The sequence below is a fragment of the Anaerocolumna cellulosilytica genome (genome assembly GCF_014218335.1).
Lineage (GTDB): Bacteria > Bacillota > Clostridia > Lachnospirales > Lachnospiraceae > Anaerocolumna > Anaerocolumna cellulosilytica.
The window spans coordinates 30,872-55,144 of record NZ_AP023367.1 but is presented as its reverse complement, the minus strand read 5'-3'; the positions used below and the strand labels follow the sequence as shown (position 1 = coordinate 55,144).

Here is a 24,273-nt window from a genome sequence, read left to right as displayed (position 1 = left end):
CCCTATTAACCCTTTACTGCTCCGGATACCCCATCCACATAATATTTCTGCATGATAATAAACAGAATGGATATCGGAATGGATACGATAACCGCTCCTGCTGCAAATCTGGTATACCAGTTATTAATAAACTCTCGCTCCAGCATTTTAAATAATCCAAGGGCTACGGTATAGTTATTATAATTGTCTCCCATGATAACACTAACAAAAATATAGTCCGTCCAGGGTGCAATAAAAGACGTTAAAATCGTATATATAATAATCGGTTTTGACAAAGGAATGGTTACTTTTCGAAATACCTGCCACTTGGATGCCCCGTCAATCCAGGCTGCTTCATCGATAGACTTAGGTATGGTATCAAAAAATCCTTTGGCTATGTAAAACCCCAAGCCTGCGCCTCCTGAGTATACTAGAATAAGTGCCAGCAGAGACTGGGTCATATTGAGTCCTTTTAAAATATAATAAACGGCTATCATTGACATAAATCCCGGAAACATACCAAGTATCAATGCTATATTCATAAAAGGTTTTCTCATCCGAAAACGCAGTCTTGAGATAGCATAAGAAATGGACAGCACATAAAAGGTGGAGATAAGACAAGAACAAACTGCTACAAAAAATGTGTTCATAAACCATCTTAAATAATAAAACTGACCTGTCTCCGTAAAGAGCCTGATATAATTATTAAATGTAAGTTGTTTTGGAAAAAAATAAGGTGTATAAGAACCGGCTTCCCCTCGCAAGGATGTCATAATCACCCAGAATATTGGTATAAGCCAGACAAAGGCCAACAGTGCCAACAGTATATGTACCAGTGTGTTTTTAATTGCTTTCCTGCCTTTTGCAGAATGTTTCTGTTTCATTATTGGAAATCCTCCTCCCTGTTATAGGATGCTGTCCTTCGATAGGAAATCAGGGAAAATACTGCGGAAAGTATAAATACCAGAATACCTATAGCAGATGCATAGGAATAATCTTTCTTTGTACCTGTTGTTAACTTATACAACCAGGTAACCAGTAAATCCGTCTTACCTGCCTGATAATAATCAAGGCTGATAGGACCTCCGCCTGTCAAAAAATAGATAACATTAAAGTTATTGATGTTACCTATAAATTGTGTAATCAAATAGGGGGTTGTTACAAATACTACATATGGCATAGTAATTTTGAAAAAAATCACCACTTGATTCGCACCATCTACTCTGGCAGAATCATATAGGTCTCCGGGAATGTTAGAAAGTATGCCGGTAGTTATAAGCATGGTATAAGGAATGCCTACCCACAGATTAACAAGAATAACCGTTATCCGAGCCCAAGAAGGATTTGATAAAAAAGGCACAAAAGCAGTATCCGCAATTATTCCAAGCTCTCTTAATAGTGCATTAACGGCTCCATCGTTATTAAGCATGGTTCGTACCACCAAAAGAGAGACAAACTGGGGAATAGCAATGGATATAACAAATAAGGTTCTCCATAATCCTTTACATTTTGTTTCCTTCCGGTTAATTAACAACGCTAGTAAGATACCGCCCAGATAATTAAGCAGGGTCGCAAACACAGCCCAGATTATGGTCCAGCCCAGTACCGGCCAGAATGTTTTAGATATGGTATCACCGGACAACAGGATGGTTTTAAAATTAGCAAGCCCAATCCATGTAAACAGGTTACCAGGGGGTTGATGCTCATGGTCGTAATTGGTAAAAGCAATTAATATCATAAAGAACAAAGGAAGTACGGTAAAAAGCAATATGCCGGTAAGCGGGAGTGCCATTAATGTTCGATGAATCTTACTATCAAAATAAGTGCATATATCCTCTAATAGTCCTGGCAGCCTCTTACCCTGTTCTTTTATTTGCTGCGCTTCATAACCTGCTTTAATAGAAGCTCTCCAGATAACAAGGAATAATGCGGTCAAAAACAAAGACACAACACCGCTTAAGAGCATCAACATGGAGTTGTCTCCCTGCTGTACTACAAATATACCAAGTTCCTCATCCATAACCATACCCTGTTGTTTGGTTCCTAGCGTAGCCAAACCAGCTAATGAGCTAAGTCCAATTGTAATCAAATAATAAAGGTAAAAAATTTCTGCTGCTAAAAATGCCAGCCCTTTAGCAATCTGTCCCCGAAGCAAATTGGAACTTCCCATAATAAAAAAACACAGCTTCGTTAAACAGTCACCCTTTTTAAAAGTCCTTATGAAATACAAAAACCAATTTCTAACACCTTTTAATTCTTTTTTCACACCATTGCCCTCCATCTGATGCCAGTTTATCCCTGCCGACTTGCAGAATGCATTACGTAATGGCGAATGCCCCTGCAAGAACGGCATAATAAGATTAATTTACTGTAATATATTAACTTTTATTCAAAATTTCAATGGGCTAAATTAACTGTTTAATACTATCTTCCTTTAACCTATAGTAGATAAAATACTGCTAACCATATCATCCAGCTTTTGCTGTATATTATCTTTTGTTACCGTTCCGTTTAAAATTTCGGTTCCAAAGGCTTCTGCTGGTGTCCAATAATTCCCCATCTGAGGGATAGAAGATTGTAAGGTGGAATAAGATGACTGAAGACTTAGCGCCGCAACGGCAGGATTTGCTAAGACAACCGGATTTCCTGCTAGTTTTAAGTTGGTAGGAGCAATACTGCGTGCTTCATATCTAATCTTCTGACACTCTTCTCCGGCAAGATATTCCGCTAACTCCATAGCAGGAATAGGGTTTATGGTCTGAGAATTTACTCCAATTAATTTAAAGTCAGCGAAGTTACTTAACTGCTTATCCTCTCCGTTGAGTTTAATGGAAGGCAGTTTTGTTGCCGCATAATTATCACCTAGCGCTTCTTTAATGGCTTCAGCATTCCATGTTCCTGAGCAGGCAGCTGCTAAGCTTCCGTTTACAAAAGCCGTCAGGATATTGCCGTCTTGGTCGTCCAGGAATTTAGGATTTGCTGCCAAATCAATTAAATAATTGCCTACAGCCAAACCATTGGCATCATTAAAGGTGCAATTTGTAGGATCTGTTCCGTCTGGACCGAACAAAGTACTTCCTCCGGCAAAGAAAAATGCAGATATGTACCAACTATTATTAATATCTACAGAAAAGTTTTTAACTCCTGCGCCTAAATCCTTTGCCATCATGGCATCTAGCGATAGAACTTCCTCCTCTGAATATTTACTCTTATCATAATACATAAACCAGGAATTAGGTGTAAAAGGATAACCGTATAGCTGTCCATTTACTGTAGCTGCCTGAACAGAAGCGTTGGAATTCCCATCTTTGACAGCCTCTGCATTTAAAGTAATGGGATATAGAATTCCTGCATTGGCTAGCGTTGCCGTCTGGTCAGAAGCAAAAGCAAATACATCTGCTCCAGCAGCCGGATCTTTTTGTAATTCATTGGCTGCATCTGCTTCCGATACAACGCCGTAATCAAATGTTATATTATACTGAGGATGTGCTGCCTTGAAAGTTTCACACATCTGCTTTAATATCTCCTGCTCCTCCTGGGGAGCCCACACCTTTAAGGTGACATCAGTAACTTCCGTGCTACCCGCCTGTGTAGGAGTTGCTTCATCAGAATTAGTCCCTCCGTTTAGATCATCACCTCCACTGTTAGAACCCGTCGGTTCATTTTTATTGCCACAGGCTGCAAAACTGCCCAGAACAACAAGGAAAACCATAAGTAACATCAACATTTTTTTCATATCTATACCATGCCCTTTCCGATGCCTGCAAGCTTTGAGCCGCAGACACAAATTTACGTGTGAATTTACTTTTATTCACACTTCTCAAAAAACCTATACCTTCCAAACCTCTCTTGCATAATCTTTTATGGTTCTATCACTGGAGAATTTGCCTGCATTGGCTGTATTCATAAAGCACTGTCTCCGAAATGCAAGGGTATCAGAATACGCTTTATTCACTTTAAGCTTTTCTTCACAGTAAGGAATAAAGTCAAGGAGCAGATAATAATGATCCGGGCTATGCCAGGATGCTCCTTTTAATAAAGCCTCATAAAGCTCCTTAAACATTCCTGTCTTGCCGTCATCAAAAGTTCCGTCAATCAAAGTGTCTACTACCTTTTTAATACGTGTATTTTTCTTATATATTTTATTAGAATCATACGAATCTTTTAGAGCCTCTATGTCCTCTATTCTTGCTCCAAAGATATAATTATTTTCGCCTCCGGCCTGCTCAACGATTTCTACATTAGCTCCGTCAAAGGTACCAAGAGTCACTGCTCCGTTGAGCATAAATTTCATGTTTCCAGTTCCTGAGGCTTCCGTACCTGCTGTGGATATCTGCTCGGAGACATCTGCAGCGGGTGTGAGCTTTTCAGCATAAGAAACGTTATAATTGGATACAAATACAACCTTCATCCTTTGATTTACCTGTGGGTCAGAATCTATAAGTTTAGCTATTTCATTAATATATTTAATGACTCCTTTTGCTCTGAAATACCCCGGTGCAGCCTTTCCACCAAATATAAATACCGTCGGGTAAAATTCCTTTATCCTACCCTCCTTTAGACCAAAGTAAATGTCCATTATGGAAAATGCATTTAAAAGCTGTCTTTTATATTCATGGAGACGTTTTATCTGTATATCGAAGATAAAATCTGTATTAATTTGAATTCCTTCCTGCTTTAAGATATAATCTGCAAGCTGTGTCTTCTTTATCTTCTTGATTTCGTCAAATTGCTTTATAGCGGTCTTATCTTCTTGAAAGCGTTCTAGCTCCTTTAACTTATCTAAATCAGTCATCCAGGCATTACCGATTTTATCAGATATAAAGCCCGCAAGTTCCATATTTGCAAGGGCCAACCATCTGCGCTGGGTAATTCCATTGGTTTTGTTATGAAACCTCTCCGGATAAATTTCAAACCACTCCTTAAAAACCTCCTGCTTTAAAATCTCTGTATGAAGTTTTGCAACTCCGTTGGTAGAATGACTTGCATATACTGCAAGTCTTGCCATGTATATCAGTCCCTTATCTATAATCATAAAAGGGGCTTGTTTTTCTGCATCCGCTATTCCACGCGTTTTTAATTCCTTTAAGAGGGCTTTTTGAAGCATCACCACATACTTATAAACTTGGGGAATTACGGCTCTGAATAAAGAGATACTCCACTTCTCCAAAGCCTCTGCCATAACCGTGTGATTGGTATAGGCAAAGGTTACTTTTGCCAAACGAAACGCTTTTGCAAAGGTAAAGTGTTCCTCCTCCATTAAAAGTCTGATAAACTCAGGAATTGCCACCACCGGGTGGGTGTCATTTAACTGGATTGCATATTCATTGGGAAAGCCACTAAAATCATGACCGAAATTTTTTCGATAACGGTTAAACAAATCCTGTAAGGAGGCTGACGCAAAGAAATACTGTTGTTTTAATCTTAATTTTTTACCGGCATCCGTGGAGTCATTCGGGTAGAGAATACTTGATATCGCTTCTGCTTCATTCTTCTTCTTAACTGCCTTATCATACTTTTGCTCATTAAACAACTCAAAATTAAAGCTTTCTAAAGGCTCTGCCTGCCATAGTCTTAAAGTATTTACTGTATTTTTGCTATACCCGATTACGGGTGTATCATATGGTACCGCATAAACCATCTGGTTTTTAAAGACAATCTTGACCTTTTCCTCCTCCCTTCGCACAGACCAGGGATCTCCAAAGTTTTGCCAGTCATCCGCAGTTTCTTTCTGGAATCCATCTTCAAAATACTGTTTAAAGAGACCGTATTTATAGCGAATCCCATATCCGTTTAATGTTATCCCAACGGTAGCACCCGAATCCAGAAAACAGGCGGCCAGCCTTCCAAGTCCTCCGTTGCCTAAGGCCGCATCGTCAATATCCTCAAATAAACGAATATCTAAGTTGTGCTCACTCATAAGCTCCGCAAATGGATGAAACAAACCGCAGTTTAACAGATTACTGTAAATCAACCTACCTACCAAAAATTCAGCAGAAAAATAACATACCTTTTTGTTACTCCGGTTTAACCCCCATTCCTTTTCCAGTGACAACATAGCAGCTTTTGAAACGGCGTAATATAACTCCATCGTTGTTGCTTCTTTTATTGATTTTCCATAATCCAGTTTTAGCAGGTCTATTACATTGGTTTTAAAATGATTTTCCATGGTTCCTCCTTCTATCTATTTTTTTGATATACTATCTATCTCCTGTAAAGCTTTCCAAGTTCCAATAAAAAGCTTGTATCAATCTCCTCATATTGAGATGTTAAGAGCCTCCACTTCCAGTTATCTCCTACTGTTGAAGGAAAGTTCATTCTTGCCTTATTATCTAGTTTTAATAAATCTTGCATCTGTATAATAGCCACATCTGCTATACTGCTATACAAACTTCTAATGATTCCGTCTGTCAGCTTATTTTTGGAATTAACATTAAAGTAGCTGCAAATATACTGCATTTCTTTTTTTGATTTTTTCTTTAGATAACCGGTAAGGGTTTCATTATCATGTGTACCGGTATAAACCACTATATTAGGTGTGGAATAGTTATGCGGCAGATAATCATTGTTCGCAGGACCATCAAGTCCAAACTCCAGTATTTTCATACCAGGATAACCGGTAGCTTTTAGCAGAGTCTTTACTTTCTTTGTGAGCACCCCTAAATCTTCTGCAATAATTTTTGCCGTACCAATGGATTCCTTTATGGCATTCATCAATTTTCTTCCGGGTCCTTGTCTCCATTCTCCATTAACCGCTGTAGTACAATCAGCCGGAATGGAGTAGTAATTTACCATACCTATAAAATGATCAATCCGTATGATATCATATAAGGACGCAACATGCTTTATTCTCTCTCTCCACCACGAAAACCCATCACGCTCCATAACCTTCCATTGATACAAGGGATTTCCCCAACGCTGTCCTTCATTTGAAAATACATCCGGGGGTACACCTGCTACATGTATTGGCCTTTTCCGTTCATCCAGCTCGAATAAATCACCGTGAACCCATACATCAGAACTATCAAGAGCAACATATAATGGAATATCCCCGATTATGGAGATTCCATTACTATTTGCATAGCTTTTTAATTTATTCCATTGCGCTCGGAATTTATACTGTAGAAATGTCCAGAAGTCTACTTCCTTCTTAAGTAATTCCGAAAAATACTGAACCGAGTCCTCTGTTCTATTCCGTATGTCTTCTTCCCATAACAACCATTCTACACTGTTAAAATGCTCTTTTATTGCCATATAAAGACTATAATCCTTTAACCAGAAAGCATTCTCCCTGCAAAAAATAAGAAAATCAGGTTGTTCAGTATGTTTACTCCTTATAAAAGCCTTCTTTAACACGGTAAACCGATTATTGTATAATTTGGCATAATCCACAGTATCTGCTGTATCCATCCAAACATAGTTAATAACCTCATCCCGGGTAAGCAATCCTTCTTCTATCAGTACCTCTAAATCTATAAAATACGGATTGCCTGCAAAGGCTGAAAAAGATTGATACGGACTATCCCCATAACTGGTTGGACCAACAGGTAAAACTTGCCAGTAAATACATCCTGCATTTTTTAAGAAGTCTACAAAATTATAAGCTTCACGTCCAAAGGTACCAATGCCATAGGGAGATGGTATCGAGCTGACAGGCAAAAGTATTCCTGCCCCTCTTTCTAAACGTTGTTTCTCATTCATAGTTATTGTTCCAGCTCTCTTTTATATTTTTCTAAAAATACAACTCAAAAATTTTAGACACAGCTTTTCCTAAGAATATTAGTTAAAGATATTATCTTGCATACCCGGTTTCTACTATAATTAACAAAATCTCCATCAATTATCATAAGTTCTATTTTAATAATCAATTGATTTTATGTATTGTTTTCGATAATTTTCGAAAATCTACATTTAGGATAACAGGAAAAATTTGTTTTGTCAAATATTTTTTCTAAATATATAGCAGTTTTTTATAGTTAAAACTATATTTCAAATACATATTTGTCTATTAATTACTATTATTAAGGATAATTTTTACTGTTGCTTCAAATAAAAATCAAAGTTTATCTCATGTTTTATCTTAGTTTTATATAGTTTTCGAAATTACTCTTTTATTTGTACTTTGTTTTATGTGGATTTTATAAGAATATGTAAAATAATAAGAGTATTAAACCCCATATATGCCTCCTATTTCGCCACGTATTAATAAACCATTCTGAAAACAACTAAATTATTAAGAAAATTAGACAAAAAACCATTTTCCTATCCAGTGAAATATGTTATATTGTTCAAATTCCAAATGAGATATTGAAAACCCAAAGTATTAGGGTTATACTGGTTTTTATGAGAGAGTAGACCATCAAGTCAATTTTCGAATTTTTTCTAAGGAGGATTTTCCATGGCAACGATTAAAGATATCGCCGATAAACTGGGTATCGCTGTCAGTACTGTATCCAAAGGATTAAACGGTGCCAGCGATATTAGTGACCAGATGCGGCAACTCGTACTAGATACCGCAGTTGAGATGGGCTATGCGTCCAAGAAGATGAAAACAACCGGAAACCGCAAAGTATGTATCTTAATCGAAAATATGGATTATGAAAACATAGACCAGTTCGGATATGAGATAATTGTAGGCTTTAAACTTTCTGCCGCAAGAAGGCATTGGGATGTTTCCGTTGTTCCCTCAAATCTTACCATGCAGACCGCCGAAAAGTTTGATACTTATATGTTAAAGAACGGATACAGCGGTGCTTTTTTACTCGGCTTTACCCTCCACGATGATTGGGTAAAGCAATTAAATAAAACAAGTGTACCTACTGTACTGCTGGATAATTATATAGAACGCAACAATCATGTTGGTTATGTAGGAACCGACAGTTATGAAGGCATTGATCTTGCAGTGGATCACTTAAAGAGCCTTGGACACACCCGCATTGCCTTTTTAAACGGTTCTAAGAATTCCATGGTATCGGAACAACGTTACCAGGCCTTTGTAGGCAGTATGGCCAAGCATGATTTGAACCCTTTGGAAGAATTAATTGAATATGGATATTATGTACCGGACTGTGCCAAGTACCATGTACCTAAATTCCTAGAAAATGGTGCAACTGCAATTATCTGTGCCAGTGATTTAATTGCCTCCGGAGTTATCGCAGAAGTCATGAAGCAGGGGCTTAAAATTCCGGAAGATATAAGCGTAGTGGGTTTTGATGATTTACCCATTGCGGCACAATTAACTCCCTCTTTAACTACTATACGTCAAGATCGTATTGATTTAGGAAAAAGTGCATTTCTTTTATTGGATGGTCTGATACACAATGTAACTATCAGCAAATTACTGCTTCGAGCAAAATTTATAAAGCGCCAATCAACCGGAATGTGTAAGACTCAATAGTATAATTATAAAAAACCGTCTGGTACAGCCTTCATTTCCTTCTGTACCAGACGGTTTCCTTTTACTATTTGTTTATGAATATTTTTATGCTTTAAAGCCTCTGCTCTGCTGGTTTGGATCGACAAAAGTCTCATTAAGAACACCTTTACCATATGTAAGTCCGGCATATACCTGCTGGGTATTTTTCATAACAGGTCCGGTTTTGTCTTGTTTACTAATTTCTCCAAATCCCTGCAACAGTATCTTTAATATAGATTCCGCTTCCGCTAATGAATCCGATGATTTCTTAAAAATAGCTGTAACAAGCGCTTTATTAACATATATGTATAGACTCATAAGGTCATGTGCAATCTCCTGCTGATAATTAAGCGTAGCCATTAATTCACTCAAGAATTTTTGACCATGCTTTACTTCCTGGATAAATTGCTCTACATCTCCTTTATCATAGTTCTCCTTTGCCGCTTTTAGATCAGACAGTATTACCTCATACATAATTACCACCAACTCTGTACGATTTGCCTGTGTTACTCTGGTAGCAAAGGTTTTGGCTAGCTCTTTATCCATGTTTCGCTCCCATCTGCGACCTTTTAGTCGCGTACAAATCAAGGGGTTGAAGTTTTCTTCAACCTTTTATCACAATTATTCAAGTACGGCTTTAGGCAGGTCATTTAAAAGACCTGCCTAATAAGCTTAGCTCTGTAATAAAGTTAAAACAGTTTGTGGTCTTTGGTTCGCCTGCGCCAGCATGGAGGTGCCGGCCTGTGCTAAAACATTTTTCTGGGTGTAAGTAGCCATCTCTTTTGCCATATCTACGTCTTCAATACGTGACAAGGCCTCTGTCATATTTTCAGCTGTTGTATCCAAGTTAGAAATAGAATGCTCCAAACGGTTCTGATAAGCACCCAATTTGGCACGAATTGCACTAACCTGATTATTGGCGTTATCAAAACTTGTAATAGCTGCTTGGGCTCCTTCTTCTGTACATATATTAACTAGGTCGATACCAAGGGTAACCGGATTCACTTTAGGTATTCTTACATCCATAGTCTGATTTTCATTAGCACCAATTTGAAGTTTCATTGGACCTGCATCCAGAACAGTAACCGTAACTGAATTGCCTGCTGCTGCACTTTCCGCTACATCAAATACCATTTCAAAACCATTCGTATCTGTCACTTTTACTAAATTACCAGATGATGTTACTGTAGCTGTGGTAGTAAAACCATTTCCGAGTGTTACCTTAGCATCAACACCCAACGTCTTTGTGGTAGTTGTTAATCCAAGAGCTGACTTTAAGTTATTGTCATCACAATAAACTGCAACTTTCTGGTCAGAACCATAACCCTTGGTTTCAAAGGCAATTCTGGCTCCTGTATCATTTATATCACAAGGATCACCCGCAGCATCCACTGTAAACACATTTACATTGGCAATTTCACCGGCTTCACGTATTTTTTCAAATACTTCGTCAAAGGATTCGCCCACTGCTATCTCTACTTCTACACCATTAATATTAAGCTTACCGGATACGGTACTTCCACTAGCTGCCGGGAATTTAGTTTCATCAATATCCGTTCCTATTTCACTCGCTTTTTTTGGTGGTGTACCCACTACGATAGTATACTCACCGCTTGAGATAGCATCCGATAAGGAAACTAATTTAGCTGCTGTCGAATTGGTATAAGATTTTTTATCAATGTTGCCGTCCAATAACGTTTTTGTATTAAACTCAGTCGTATCTGAAATTCTTTGAATTTCTTCTTTTAACTGGTCGATTTCTGACTGTATGGACTTTCTGTCATCTGTAGTGTTGGTACCATTGGCAGCCTGTACAGATAGTTCTCTCATTCTTTGCAACATGGAGTTAACCTCCGTTAATGCTCCTTCTGCTGTTTGTATAATGGAGATACCATCGGAAGCATTTCTGGATGCCTGCTCCAGACCAGCGATTTGTGTTTTCATCTTTTGGGAGATTGCCATACCGGCTGCATCATCTGCTGCTCTATTAATACGATAACCGGAGGATAATTTCTCTAAACTTTTATCCAGAGCGTTATTTGTTCTTCCTAACTGATTGTTTGCTTTTAATGCTGAAATATTATGATTAATTCTCATTCTTTTCCTATGTTCCTTTCTTATTAATTAGGTGTATGCGAAACCCTTTCATCTCATTATGAAATAGTTAAAATTTCAAAAATTAAGGTGACATGCCACAAATTGCAGTTCACTTTTGTTGATTTTAACAGTTCCATCATAAATAGAATGACTGTTTCGCAATTGACTAAATCTAGTAGTCTTACAAATTGTTAACAAGTTCTATTTCCTTTATATGTACTAAAAATGTTTTAGCCAGAGAATATAAAGCATTTGTATTAACCTTATTCTGTGAATCTGACGTTCTTTCTGTTTCTTCTTTGGAACCGCTATGATTGTTATATCGGTAAGAATCGCCGATAATATTACCTATTCCATAATTTATTTGACTAATTTCTAACCCTGCGGCTATAATTTCCTCTGAAAGGCTTTCTCTCTTACTTGCCAATTCCTCAAGTCCGGCACGATTATCACAAGTTAGCAAAGCATTTACCTTATTATCCTTTATAGATATGTTAACACCAACATTTCCCAGTATCTCTGAATCCATTTTTATATTCACTTTACCTGCTTCTTTTGTATTGCGTAAAACTGTTACGTTTACATTGGTTATATTATCTCCAACGGCTAATGGTATTTCATAGCTTTCCTTGGTTGCCATCTTACTTAAGAAAGACATTCCGTAACTGATTCTTTGAAGCGTATTAACATCCGATGAAGTAATAAGCGGATTGGAATAAAATGAGTCAAGAATCTCATTCATGCTCTGCTCAATTACCTGATATTGATTTTTAATGGTTTCGGGTTCTGACATTGCATCTGTTAAGCTGTCCGAAATAGAGTTTATATCCAAGTTGGTGTTCTTTAATAGTTCTCTTTTTCCGGTATCATCTGTTTGTAACATTTCATCCCTTGCATATTCTTTCCACTGTGTAAACGCAGTCTTCCCCTTCCCTAAAAGCTCACCAGCTGCTATTAAATTAGGTACTGTAACCGGAAGTTCGTAATTGTTTAATAGTTTTGTAGATGCTTCTCTATTACCAATCAGATTTTTAAACTCTTCGGTTTTACTTTCCAAATATGCATAATCTGTTGATGACAGTTCTTCCTTTTGCGTAAGCATTTCATGCAATTTCTCTATGGACATATCGAGTAGCGCATCTGCATTCCCAGATTCCATCAATTTATCCGGCGTAATATTTTCCATAATGTCCTTCACCAGATAATCAATATATTGTTTCTTATTCTCCTCATACCCTGACAATTCCTCTGAAGAATATGCAGAAAAAGAGCTATTAATCTGATCCGTAATTCTTTCCCTTGAAAATGTTAGTTTTTCAAGTTCCCCATAGGAGTCATTAATTACCTCATCCATACCCCCTGCTTTTTTTGACCGTACTGCTGTCAGGAGGCTTTTCATTGTAATATTCTGCTCTGCCTTAATAACAGCTCCAACCGCGGCTCCATCACTTTTCTCTACTGTATTTAGCAGCCGGTAGATACCGATGCATGTTTTCTTCTCATCTTCTGTTATTTCGTTATTCTTTTCCAATTTCCAAAGATATCTGCTGTACTTTTCCTCATCACTAACACCAATTTCATTCCTTACTGTATCAATCTGTTGGTTTAGTTCTTCAATTGGCATATTAAGTGGATTTATCCCATTACGAATTAACTCAACTGCAACTGCGGGATGAAAATTTTTCATCAAATAGTTCACTTGGGCATCATAGCCTTTGACTGCTTCCACATTTTCTTCATTTATTGGAATGTTATTATAGCCAAGTATCCTGACAGCCCGCTCATTCGCCTGTGTAGTTTCCATATCTAAATCTTTAAGAATATCATCCACATTACGAAACGCTTTTTGGATAGAGTCTCCCATATCAGCTCTGGGTCTTGTCATCAAGGCTTCATATGTCTGGTTTGCCAGAACTCTTTTACTATTACTTCCTTCTGACAAGAGGCTGTTTACTGTCTCTAAATTTTTGTTGTGCAGGGTACTGCCAAGAATATAGCTTGGCATACTTTTTAATTCTTCAACGCCTTCTAGGCTATTCTTAAGAAGTTCTGTATTGGCAGTATTTACTTCAACTTTGCTTTCTTCTAACAGATTCTTATAATATTGGTCCTCTATTTCTTTTAATCCGTCAATGACTTTACTAAGAGAATCCGTATCCAACTGAAACCCTTTCTTAAGCAGTTTGCCTCCGGCTTCTACTGTCATCTTCAGTCTGATTTCTTCTAGTTGTCTTCTTACGATGATAGTTTTTATATCAAAATCATTAGCAGCTTTGGTTTTAGAAGTCTCTAATACTTCGGCTTTTTGACTGTCTGCTTCCTTAAGACCCTGCTGTGCCCCATAAAGTTCTTTTATTGAAATATTCTGGATAGAGTCCTCACGTTTTTTTACAACTGTTTCGATGGCTTTATCAGAAATAGTGTCAACTGCTTTGATAAGTTTGTTTACTTTTAACTCCGCTTTCCGACTTAAAGAAACAGTTTTAGGAGACTTTCCCTGTGATAGTGCATCTATGCTTTTATCCAATAACTCTTCTTCATTTACCTGCGTAGTTACCTCTTTTAAATCCAGATAAGACCATAAAGTATTATCATTCACTGGCAGTTTATGAATTATCATCCACTTTGCCATATCCATGGATTCTAAATCCGTATTAAGCCCGGCGTTTTCAAGAATTACCTTTAATTGCCCCTGTAATCCCTGCCATTCCGATTCACTTAGTAAAATATCTGCTGAATTACTGCCTGCTGTCGAATAAGCTGCCAGACCTGATTTGTCCGGATTTTGTCCGGATTTGCCCACAATACCTGCCGTACTGAACTTTGCTTTATATATGTTCTCAATAGTCGGTTCCAAATCATTTTTAACTAGGTAACGAATTGATTGATCCGAAAGTTGTAAGGCAGCCTGTGCCATTCCAATACTCCCAGCCACTTTTAATATATTTTCCTCTGTTACCGGAAGGTTCGCTTCTTTTAGTTTTTGAGCTATCTTTTTATTTATGCCAGTATAATTACTAATTTTATTAACGGCTTCCGCTTTTTCCTCCAGCAACTGCTTTGCCGCTTCTACACCATCTGCATTACTATTCCTCTGTGATTTTACTCGTTCAAGCATCCTCTCCAATTGCTCTAACGTATACTTTTCTAAGGAAATACCTTCTTCAACAATTGTCTGGTAGTCTTTTTCCGTCATCTGCTCCACGCTATTTTCTAACTTTTCATCAGCAACAGCGGGTTCCGTTTCCTTATCTTTATTTTCAGCTTTTAAAGCCTCTTCATCATAGACTGTATAAGTATTCTCTATAGAAGGCTCAACCGAGGATACCTTTGACATTTCCTCCATACCCTTTTTGTCGGTACTAACTGCTTCTACATCCTTACAGGTAACTGTTGTCACATTTTGAATACCGTTGAGATTTCCATTTGTATTTATTCCGTTTATGTTCATAATTCCCTCACATTCCAAAGCCCTACTGTAATTCGTTGATTCATAGTTCAGATAACTATGTTATCCTGCTCTCGTTATCACATGTTAGAGTTTATTTCGGCAGAACTTAATAAAAGCTTTAACAATTTTAACTCTACAGGTATTAAAAAACAAAAAAAGTACTTTGAATCCACCCGTAGGATGATGGTTCAAAGTACTTTACTATAGTGATATACTCCCCCAGTAATCATCTTGTTACTTAACTAAGCATTCTTATTAACACTTATCTTAGAAATCCCTTTTGGTTCAGTAGCCTGGTATATCCCGTATTGAGATGCGGTTCCTGCTGCTTTCTTCGCAGATGACAGACCTATCTGAGCCAGTGTTTTTAAAAAACTGTTTTTTACATTCATTTAATATGACTCCTTTTTTTTATTGACTTCAATTAACATTAACATAGCAATCATTACTAACGTTAAAGTTAATGTAGTAGCATAATGTTTCGATAAAAAGTAGAGTACAAATACTGTAACAGTCCAAAATACACTTATCAAAATACTGATTTTTCTATATCTGCCTTTCTCTTCTTCTGTCAATCTTTTATGTACATTGTCGATTGGTGCATATTCCAGGACACATCCAACATAGATGGCAAGAAACACAATTAAATATACGAAAGATATTGTAGGATAAATCATATTTGAAGCAATCACAGTGACAATAAAAGTTCCAACAAAAGTTATATTACATTTCATATATGTACTGGCATGATAACCACCACAATATGATCTGGTAACAACGAATACAATATAAAACAACAATGCATGGTGAAACTGTTTGAGTAACAGACCCATTACCATAATCAAAATAAAGTTAACAATATTTGAAAATAAAATTTCAAATCCGTAAACATATATCTCTTTATCCTCATGCTGAATTGTATTATTTCTGCATAAAAAATCAGCTATTCTTAATGCAAACCGATTGGCCAAACTACCACCTCCTAATGTATTTAACATCATGGTTGAATGCCTCAAGTTCTTTAATTATAATAGCTGATTACCTCTTATTTTTCAATACCTTTACCATGTTTGGACGAGCATCAGGCATGTTTGGTTATAAATCATTTTCTTGATTTAGTCCTAGCCATATGTCAACATAAAAATAATGTTCTTTTTCATAAATACTCATCATTCCATTATGTTTATGCACAATATCTTTTGCACTGATACTGCCGACTCCATGATGAAGCTTATCCTTTTTGGTAGTAATTAAATCTGGATTTTTTGATAGAACTGACTCTCCAATAATATTACCAATCAAAACGACCAGATAGTTCTTTTCATTATATATATTTAAGATAATTTCTCTGTCTTTCTTTAATTTTAGACTTGCCTCAATGGCATTATCCAATAGATTTGCCAACAGAATACTAATATCAAGCTCGGATACCTGCTCTACTCTACCGGTAATTTCACATTTAAAATTAATATTGTTTTTTTTGCATACGTTCATTTTAGAGCTTATTATGGCATTTACCGCATCATTTTTTGTAAATACCATCTGATTGACAAAACTCATTTTATCTTCAAGGAGCTTTCCTAAATAAGTGCTGGCTTCACTATTTTTACCATTCTGTAACAGCGTAACCGCACATTCCACATAATTTTTCATGTCATGACGTATTTTACGTATTTCCTCGTAGGATTGTTTCATAGCCAATAGATTTTTTTCCTGTTCTTCCAGCTTTAATTCCATTAATGAATATCTCATCTTTTCTTTATTTTTATCACTTACTTTTGCAAAGATATAATAACAAAGCATATTTATTAATATAAGTCCGGCAATGATTAAAACTGCATAGAAATCATTCATTTTAGTATTTGGACTGGAAAGTAGAATCTCGAATACCAAAACGCCTGTAGCAAAGGAAGTTATAAAAACACTTAAAATCGCTAGCCATTCTGCTATGGACAGAGAAAACTTGTTGTTTTTCTGTAATCGTAAAATCATACGGGTGAGAAAAAAGTAACTGGACAAGCCCATTACCAATACGATAAACCGCTCAACACCTCTTTGTATGATTAACAGGTTGACGTCCATTGGAGACAGATAGCTGATTAATGTCAATATAGTAATACCTGTAATCATTTTAAGAACGTTGTCTATACAGGCAATCACTATTTTTTCATATATGGAGCCATTCAAAAAGAAGACACCATATATAATAACAATGCTTGGATATATAAGACCTGCTACCCCTTCAAACAGTGTTATCTTATTCATGATTAAGGTAGCACCTACCTGCACCAGAAAAGCAGTTATAAACGCTATGAAATGCTTTACATCTTTCTTTTTCAACCCTAAATATCTAGTTACAAACTCTGTTGAAACCAGACATTGTACCAAGGTTGCTACATACTCTATTATTGTCCAAATCATCCCTGCATACCTCTTGCATATAGCTGGAGCTTTTGTTTCACAGTTTCTAACCTGTGTCGGCTAAGCGGCACCATCTCTTTGTTATTTAATATTACTTTTGTTTTGTCTATGGAATAAATATAACGGTAATTCACTAAAAAACCACTATGTACCCGAATAAAACCATGAATCCCAAATTCTTTTTCCAGTTTACTTAAGTTACTTTTTACACGGTACTTCTGTTCCTGACAATTAAAATAAATATCGTGCTTAATACTTTCGATGTACATAATATCCGAGATTCTTAACTGAATCGGAGAATTATTAAAGGATAATGTGTAATATTGATTTTCACTGTTTAGCTTTTGAATGATTCCATCTATTGCTTCTGGCAATTCTTCATATACCTTGGATTTACGTATAAACCGAAATGGCCTATAACGTAAGGATTGAAACACAAGATCCTCCCGATTGGTAATGAAGATGATACAAACATAGGGATTTCTCTGTCTAATCTGCTCAGCTACCTCAATACCGTTTAGATGCGGCATTTCAATATCTAAAACCACAAGATCAAATATTTCTTTTTCATTATCCGATAAAAGTTCCACTCCGTTCATATAAGTAGTGACATGAAATTTGGTATCGGTTTTTCTTAATTCTACAGACATCTGATAAAGCAGTTCTTCCAAAAAGATCTCTTCGTCGTCACAAATTGCTATCTTTAAAACCATCCTGGGATTCCCATCCTTTATGTTCGTGTATTTTATGTTTTTAATCCCTTATTTTATTTACATCCATATTAATATCTATTACACCTGCACTGGAATTCATATTATAAAATAAGACTAACCAAATATGCACCCCGAACTCCAAGTACATGTATCAGTTAGTCTTACTTTATAATAGCTTCTGCCCTCTCACGTTCCCCAACGCGCTTACTTCCTCTAGTACAATACCTTCTTGTATCGACTTATTTGATGATACCAGTTTTTGTACAATTTGTCAATAGAATGTTGAAATTTTTTTAATTTTTAGTAATATCGCCAAATTTTAAAGACTAAAGAAACCTTGAATTAAATTCTCCAAATGAAGTTGGTCTTCTGTACCCATTAGTTCTCTGGAAGAATGCATTGCTAGTAATGGAACACCCAAATCTACGGTTTTCATAGGAAGCCAGGAAGAAATGATTGGTCCTAGTGTACCGCCTCCGGGCATATCGGAACGGTTAACAAACTTCTGGTACTTTACACCTGACTTCTCACAAACTTGCTGTAAGACGGCAACTGCTTCCGTATCAAAGGTATATTTCTGATTACTGTCAATTTTAAAAACAACACCACCACCAAGCTTCGTATAATTCGTAGGATCATACTTTTCAGGTCTGTTAGGGTGCACACCATGAGCAACATCCACTGAAATTAGCATGCTGTCTGCAACTGCTTCATATAAACGTTCCTTGTGTAAGATTCCAAGCCCTGCGTAAATCTTTTCTAACAGTATAGTCAGTAAAGATGAATCTGCGCCCTGTTTACTTCGGCTTCCAATCTCTTCATTGTCATATAACGCAATCAGGTTTATTCCTTCCTTGCGAGATCCCATAACAATTCCTTTTAACAACGCAAGTACAGAAGTTAAATTATCCAGTCTTGGACAAGATATGAATTCCTCTTCAATACCAAGCAGATTTCCTTCTTCTGCATTGTAAATATACATATCATAATCTAAAATATCATTCACTTCCACTTCCAGCTCTTTTGCAAGGAATTTTAAGAAGAACTGATCTTTATTTAGACGATCATTTAACATCCCAAGTAAAGGTAAGGTATCTGTCTGACGGTTTAATTCTACACCCTTATTAACCTCACGATTAATATGTATTGCAAGGTTTGGTATGGTTAGAAATGGCTTTTTCATATCAATAATCTTTAAAACAGGATGAAAGGGATCTTCACTTCTTAATGCTACCCTGCCTGCTAATGATAAAGGCCTGTCCATCCAGGTGCTTAATATGGGACCGCCATATACTTCTGTGTTTAGTTTATAATACTCTCCTGCCATAATTTCTGCTTTTGGTTTTACACGGAATCCTGGATGGTCCGTGTGACCTGCTGCTATACGCAGACTCTGTCCTGCCTTAAATTCCTCTCCTACTGTAAAAGCAAATAAAGTAGTTCCATAAATAGGCATATAGTATAATCCTCCGGCTTTAAGCTCCCAGGGATTCGATAATTTTAATTCTTGAAAGCCTGCTGCTTCCAATATTTTAATTCCTTCCTCTACCACCTGATATGGTGAGGTTGCTGACTTTATATATTTTATTAATTCCAGGGCACTCGCTCTATAATCCATAAAAACTCCCTTCCTTATACCACTTTAATTACCTTTTATTATAGACTATGACCATTCATAACACAAGGATAATTTGGCCTTTACACTCTCCCAAAAAAATAATCTTGACGTATATAGACATCTGCCTTATGCTATTAAAATAAGCAACATCCAATAATTTGCAGAACAATACTAATAAAAGGTTGTGTATTATAATGAATCGAAAATTATTTTTACAAGCCTGTGAGAAGGTAATGGACAATACCCCAGAATATAACAGCATTGGAACCTTAAGTGAAAAAACAGTTCATGCTGTTTTAAAGAATTATCTGGCTGCCGATGAAACCTGTCATGAGGTTAAAATAGATAATTATTATGCTGATATCTTTTGTGATAAGGGGATACTTGAAATTCAAACTAGAAATTTTGATAAACTACGAAAAAAACTTGATGTTTTTTTAAAAAATTATTCTGTCACAATCGTATATCCGATTGCTTATAAAAAATGGCTTCGTTGGATTAATGAGGAATCGGGGGAAATCAGCCCTCCCAGAAAATCTCCCAAAACAGGAACCCCTTATATGATATTTCCTGAATTGTATAAGATTAAAAGCTACCTGCTTCACCCAAATCTTCATCTACAACTTGTCCTCATTGATATAGAAGAATATCGATACTTAAATGGCTGGAGTAAAGATAAAAAGAAAGGCTCTGAGCGTTGTGACGGAATACCAACTGACCTGGTTCAAGAAATCTACATAGATATTCCCCTAGATTACCTTCAATTAATTCCTGATACGCTTGGTGACACCTTCACCTCAAGGGATTATAAGATAGCTTCAAAACTCAGTCAGAATCATGCTAGCACAGCTTTGAATATTCTATATCATGTAGGGGCGGTAAAAAGAATTGGCAAAGATAAAAGAGCCTACCTGTATTCCAGATAGGCTCTTTCTTATTCAAATTCATTTTCATGTCGGTATTCTGCCAGAAGTAAATCAACCATGCGCCCGTAGCTCTTTACCCCGTCGCTTTGTTTATTGGCTTTTAGATAGTTATCATTCATGGCGGTGGATACGGCACTAATTGCAGTATTCCTAAACTTTGCCCAATAATAGTAGTCTTCTCTTAAATCTGCCAGCATACCCTTACTAAACAATCCTTGCACCTCATAATACAAGTCTTCATCTTGCTTATATAATTGATTACTTGCATAGGTTAAGGCAAGCATGGTACCGCTGTACTGAAAGACTGGGTCTTCTGACTGCTTACATACCAGATATGCTATAAAATTAGCTTCATCCTCCCTCATAAATCCACGAAGATGAGCCAATTCATGACTCATGGTAGCGGGGATTGAATAATCTGGTACGTCAATATTAACATTTGCTTCCATGGTGAACGGAAAGAAAATCCCGGTAATCTCCATCATTGACATAATTTCAGAAAAATACACTGTTTTTAGTGAATGGTAATTTCCTCCAAGAACCGGATAAGTTTCTGAAGCTTTTATATAAGCATCCTCTGCCTTATCAGCCGTTTCCTTCCAATCAAACAATTCAATAGACACAGTGCCGTCTTCTTGAACCACACCCTCTGTTTGCTCCAATGTATATCTAAGTTCTGAGGCCTCTTTTGCCAGCGCTACATTTAATTGATACAGCTCCTCTACAGAGGAGTCTTGTATAGTTAAACCGGTTAGTTCTCCAAAAGAATATCTGTGGTAATTAATACCGCATAATATCACATAAAGGAAGATAATAATACTGACAGTACACCCGGCATTTAGGAAGCCTGTTATAACCTGATATCCAGTATCTCTTTGTTTGCGATAAAGACTTCTAACTATCTTATAACACTGATAAATAAAATATCCTATAACTAAAAATGGAAGCAGAAGGATTTCTAATTCCATAACAGAAAAGGGTAAAATGCCGGTTAGAAAGCTAATTCCCTGAGATAGAAATTTATAAATTCCTCTGGCAAATACATACTCTGCAATATCTGTATTCTTTTGCACCAGCCATAGAAGCAATAAAGAAACCGGGGTTAAAAATAATAATAGCACCCTCTTCTTTAGAAATCCTTCGTACCACATCTTTGTGACGGTTTCCGACCGCTTGTCCGGTTTATTATGTTCAGTTACACGGTTGTTCATGGGAGTCAAATCCTTTCTAAGTGGCGGCTTAATATTCTGATGTGTTTACTAATTAATGGCTGTGACCTCTCTCTTTACTTCCATGACTATGCTCTGTTTTTACCCCATCTGCTGACATATTTAAGATATCAATAACTTCTTCTTCTCTTAATTTGGTATACTGAGCCAGTTCATGGAGCGTTGGTTCTCTTAAAAGCTCTTCTTCCAATTCCTTTGACGCATTCCTGATATATGAAATTCTCTGTAAGATATTGCTTTCAAAGCTATTACTTTCTCTTTGCTCTTCAATAGACAGTTCCATAAAATTTTTAATATAAGCTTCAATAAATTCTTTTTCCTGCCCTTTTTGGGTTAGCTCATTTAAAACCTCCAGCGCACTCATAAGCCCAACATTTCCCTCTTGAATCAAGTCCTCCAGTGTAATTCCCTGATTCTCATAGGTTAGTGCAATGTCCACAACTCTTCTAAGATTAATTTCAATTAGCCTGTTTTTGGCTCGTGCATCACCCCTGCGGATACGATCTGCTAAACAATCTTCTTCTCCCTCTTCCGCTGCTGATATTGCCTCTAAGTCTTCCAAATACATCTGTAAATACGCTGAATCTTTAGATGATTGTTTCTTACTTGTTTCATCAGTTGCAGATTCCTTCATTGCTTCCTCTTCTTCAAGCTCCTGTTTTTGTACCGCTTCTGCATACTCAGTTATATTTGATACGTAGCCTTTAATCTGTATATGATGGGCTGCCAGATAAGCAAATATATGTTCATATTGGGCCTCACTTAAGTTCATATCTCCAAATAAACTTTTTATTTCATTCATACCCAATTGATTACTTTGCACTCTGGCGACTTCTAATATATCTGTTAACATTTCTTGAAACTTCTCTTTATTCTCCATATACTTTTCCGTTCGTCCCTGTCCTTTCTATATTTTTTAGAATCATATTAGTTATATTTTATCATACACCCAAACTTATAGCAATTTGATTATTTTAGCACTTTTTGCAGGAAGTATTTGAAGTAATTCAGATATATTAAGAGCTTTTCTTGAATTAATAGAAAAACCTATGGTATAATACCTATGAGTAAGTCAGATTGGGGCATTAGAAATTTAGGTAATTTCGAAATTCTAAGTTTAGTATAAGTAAGTTTGGCGAAATCACTAAAATAAGTGGCTTGTCAACGCATCGAACCTTTTACGGTGATTTGACTAGTTCCATTCATTAAAAAGGTTGTTTCGCTAGCCTATTATAGATTGAAAGAGAGGATATTTTTCATGAATAATCAAGATAACTTTGATGTAACACCGGATACTACAAATAATGAAACTTCAACAGAGCAGGTAAAGCAACCAGAGGTTACTCTTTCTATGAAAGATTTTGAAGACCAGATAAATAGCTCCTTCCACAAACTTGAGGCAGGTGAAATCGTTAAGGGAACTGTAATTGGTATATCTGATACGGAAGTTACCGTTGACTTAGGCTATTACGCGGAAGGAATTATCCGGTTAGAAGATTTAAGTCATGACCCAAGATTTTCTATTAAAGCAGACATTAAGGTGGGGGCAGAAATTTCTGCAGCGGTTATAAGAGAAGATGACGGTAACGGAAATATCCTGTTATCTAAAAAAGAAGCTGACAGTATACTATCCTGGGTAAAATTAAAGGAATATAAAGAAGAGAAAAAAATAATTGATGTTAAAATAGCACAAGCTGTAAATGGCGGTGTGATTACCTACCTTGAGGGTATCAGAGCTTTCATTCCCGCGTCCCAATTATCTCTTCAATACGTAGAAACACCGGAAACTTGGGTAAATAAAGAGCTTCAGGTAATCGTAATTACCGTGGATGAAAGCAATAACAAGCTGGTTCTTTCCGGTAAGGAAGTAGAAAAGGATAAGAACCTGGCTGAGAAAAATTCAAAAATTTCACATTTACAGGTAGGTATTATAACAAAGGGAATTGTAGAAAAAATTGCACCCTACGGTGCTTTCGTTAACATCGGAGACGGACTTTCCGGACTGCTTCATATCTCCCAGATAAGCAACAAACGTATTAAATCTCCTGGTGAAGTGTTAAAAGAAGGACAAGAAGTTACTGTTAAAATTACAGATGTTAAAGAAGGTAAAATCGGCTTAAGTATGAGAGCTGTAGAAGAAAACACAGAAGTGGTTGAATCTGTAGAAGAAGTTCCCTTTGAATATAATTCCGGTGGTGAAGCTGCAACCGGACTTGCAGGTTTATTATCAAAATTCAAACTGGACTAATCATCTTTCTTATAAAAGGGATAGGCCTCCTATTTTGCCAAGGAAGCCTATCTTTTTGCTAATTATGTTAATCTCTATTTATGGTCTGAAAAACTTTAACAGCTTTCCCTCAGACTTTTTTTCTGGACTTTTCTTTCCTGATTTCTTATCTGCGTTCACTTCATTGACTGCTTCCT

Annotated in this window: 18 protein-coding genes; 3 read left to right on the top strand and 15 right to left on the bottom strand. The window is 36.6% G+C overall.

Going from position 1 to position 24,273, the window contains the following annotated elements; all coding sequences use genetic code 11:
• Positions 1–5 precede the first annotated feature (5 nt).
• From acsn021_RS00230 to malQ, 5 genes are all read right to left on the bottom strand, one after another.
• Positions 6–863, bottom strand: coding sequence for a sugar ABC transporter permease (locus acsn021_RS00230; RefSeq protein WP_184093112.1), 858 nt, complete (start codon positions 861–863; stop codon positions 6–8).
• Positions 863–2,245 carry a carbohydrate ABC transporter permease gene (locus acsn021_RS00225; RefSeq protein WP_330601776.1) on the bottom strand — a complete coding sequence of 461 codons (1,383 nt, stop codon included), beginning with the start codon at positions 2,243–2,245 and terminating at the stop codon, positions 863–865. Before acsn021_RS00225 ends, acsn021_RS00230 begins: the two co-directional genes overlap by 1 nt.
• A 168-nt stretch (positions 2,246–2,413) precedes the next feature.
• Positions 2,414–3,715, bottom strand: a complete 1,302-nt coding sequence (locus acsn021_RS00220) for an extracellular solute-binding protein (RefSeq protein WP_184093114.1) — start codon at positions 3,713–3,715, stop codon at positions 2,414–2,416.
• Between the two features lie 93 nt (positions 3,716–3,808).
• Positions 3,809–6,148 (bottom strand): glycogen/starch/alpha-glucan phosphorylase, encoded by a 2,340-nt coding sequence (locus tag acsn021_RS00215; RefSeq protein WP_184093115.1) that lies wholly within the window; start codon positions 6,146–6,148, stop codon positions 3,809–3,811.
• 35 nt (positions 6,149–6,183) lie between these two features.
• A complete protein-coding gene (gene malQ / locus acsn021_RS00210) occupies positions 6,184–7,680 on the bottom strand; it encodes a 4-alpha-glucanotransferase (RefSeq protein ID WP_184093116.1) in 1,497 nt (498 codons plus the stop codon).
• Between the two features lie 697 nt (positions 7,681–8,377).
• On the opposite strand from malQ, the gene acsn021_RS00205 reads away from it, so the two are divergent.
• Complete coding sequence (locus acsn021_RS00205; RefSeq protein WP_184093117.1) at positions 8,378–9,376, top strand: LacI family DNA-binding transcriptional regulator; 999 nt, start codon at positions 8,378–8,380, stop codon at positions 9,374–9,376.
• 84 nt (positions 9,377–9,460) lie between these two features.
• Here acsn021_RS00205 and acsn021_RS00200 read toward each other — a convergent pair whose 3' ends face one another.
• The 8 genes from acsn021_RS00200 to acsn021_RS00160 all read right to left on the bottom strand — a co-directional run bounded on the left by acsn021_RS00200 (position 9,461) and on the right by acsn021_RS00160 (position 19,694).
• Complete coding sequence (locus tag acsn021_RS00200; RefSeq protein ID WP_184093118.1) at positions 9,461–9,940, bottom strand: flagellar export chaperone FliS; 480 nt, start codon at positions 9,938–9,940, stop codon at positions 9,461–9,463.
• 126 nt (positions 9,941–10,066) lie between these two features.
• The gene (locus acsn021_RS22980; RefSeq protein ID WP_279289754.1) at positions 10,067–11,491 is read right to left on the bottom strand and encodes a flagellin N-terminal helical domain-containing protein; all 1,425 of its coding nucleotides are present in this window, start codon (positions 11,489–11,491) and stop codon (positions 10,067–10,069) included.
• Between the two features lie 181 nt (positions 11,492–11,672).
• Positions 11,673–14,942, bottom strand: a complete 3,270-nt coding sequence (locus acsn021_RS00185) for a DUF6240 domain-containing protein (protein ID WP_184093119.1) — start codon at positions 14,940–14,942, stop codon at positions 11,673–11,675.
• Between the two features lie 242 nt (positions 14,943–15,184).
• A complete protein-coding gene (locus acsn021_RS00180) occupies positions 15,185–15,334 on the bottom strand; it encodes an AgrD family cyclic lactone autoinducer peptide (protein WP_184093120.1) in 150 nt (49 codons plus the stop codon).
• Positions 15,335–15,913: an accessory gene regulator ArgB-like protein gene (locus acsn021_RS00175; protein WP_184093121.1), complete on the bottom strand. Its 579-nt coding sequence runs from the start codon at positions 15,911–15,913 to the stop codon at positions 15,335–15,337. It abuts the gene before it with no gap.
• A gap of 124 nt (positions 15,914–16,037) precedes the next feature.
• Positions 16,038–17,363, bottom strand: coding sequence for a sensor histidine kinase (locus tag acsn021_RS00170; protein ID WP_184093122.1), 1,326 nt, complete (start codon positions 17,361–17,363; stop codon positions 16,038–16,040).
• On the bottom strand, positions 17,360–18,076 hold the full coding sequence (locus acsn021_RS00165; protein WP_184093123.1) for a LytR/AlgR family response regulator transcription factor: 717 nt from the start codon (positions 18,074–18,076) through the stop codon (positions 17,360–17,362). The genes acsn021_RS00170 and acsn021_RS00165 overlap by 4 nt, the downstream gene beginning before the upstream one ends.
• A gap of 319 nt (positions 18,077–18,395) precedes the next feature.
• On the bottom strand, positions 18,396–19,694 hold the full coding sequence (locus acsn021_RS00160; protein WP_184093124.1) for a M18 family aminopeptidase: 1,299 nt from the start codon (positions 19,692–19,694) through the stop codon (positions 18,396–18,398).
• 194 nt (positions 19,695–19,888) lie between these two features.
• Between acsn021_RS00160 and acsn021_RS00155 the strand changes: the two genes are divergently transcribed.
• On the top strand, positions 19,889–20,620 hold the full coding sequence (locus acsn021_RS00155) for a hypothetical protein (RefSeq protein WP_184093125.1): 732 nt from the start codon (positions 19,889–19,891) through the stop codon (positions 20,618–20,620).
• Between the two features lie 8 nt (positions 20,621–20,628).
• Here the strand turns inward: acsn021_RS00155 and acsn021_RS00150 are convergent, their stop codons facing one another.
• Positions 20,629–21,831, bottom strand: coding sequence for a DUF3810 domain-containing protein (locus acsn021_RS00150; RefSeq protein ID WP_184093126.1), 1,203 nt, complete (start codon positions 21,829–21,831; stop codon positions 20,629–20,631).
• 52 nt (positions 21,832–21,883) lie between these two features.
• Positions 21,884–22,729, bottom strand: coding sequence for a sigma-70 domain-containing protein (locus acsn021_RS00145; protein WP_184093127.1), 846 nt, complete (start codon positions 22,727–22,729; stop codon positions 21,884–21,886).
• 378 nt (positions 22,730–23,107) lie between these two features.
• Between acsn021_RS00145 and acsn021_RS00140 the strand changes: the two genes are divergently transcribed.
• Positions 23,108–24,097: a S1 RNA-binding domain-containing protein gene (locus tag acsn021_RS00140; protein ID WP_184093128.1), complete on the top strand. Its 990-nt coding sequence runs from the start codon at positions 23,108–23,110 to the stop codon at positions 24,095–24,097.
• The last annotated feature ends 176 nt before the right edge of the window (positions 24,098–24,273 follow it).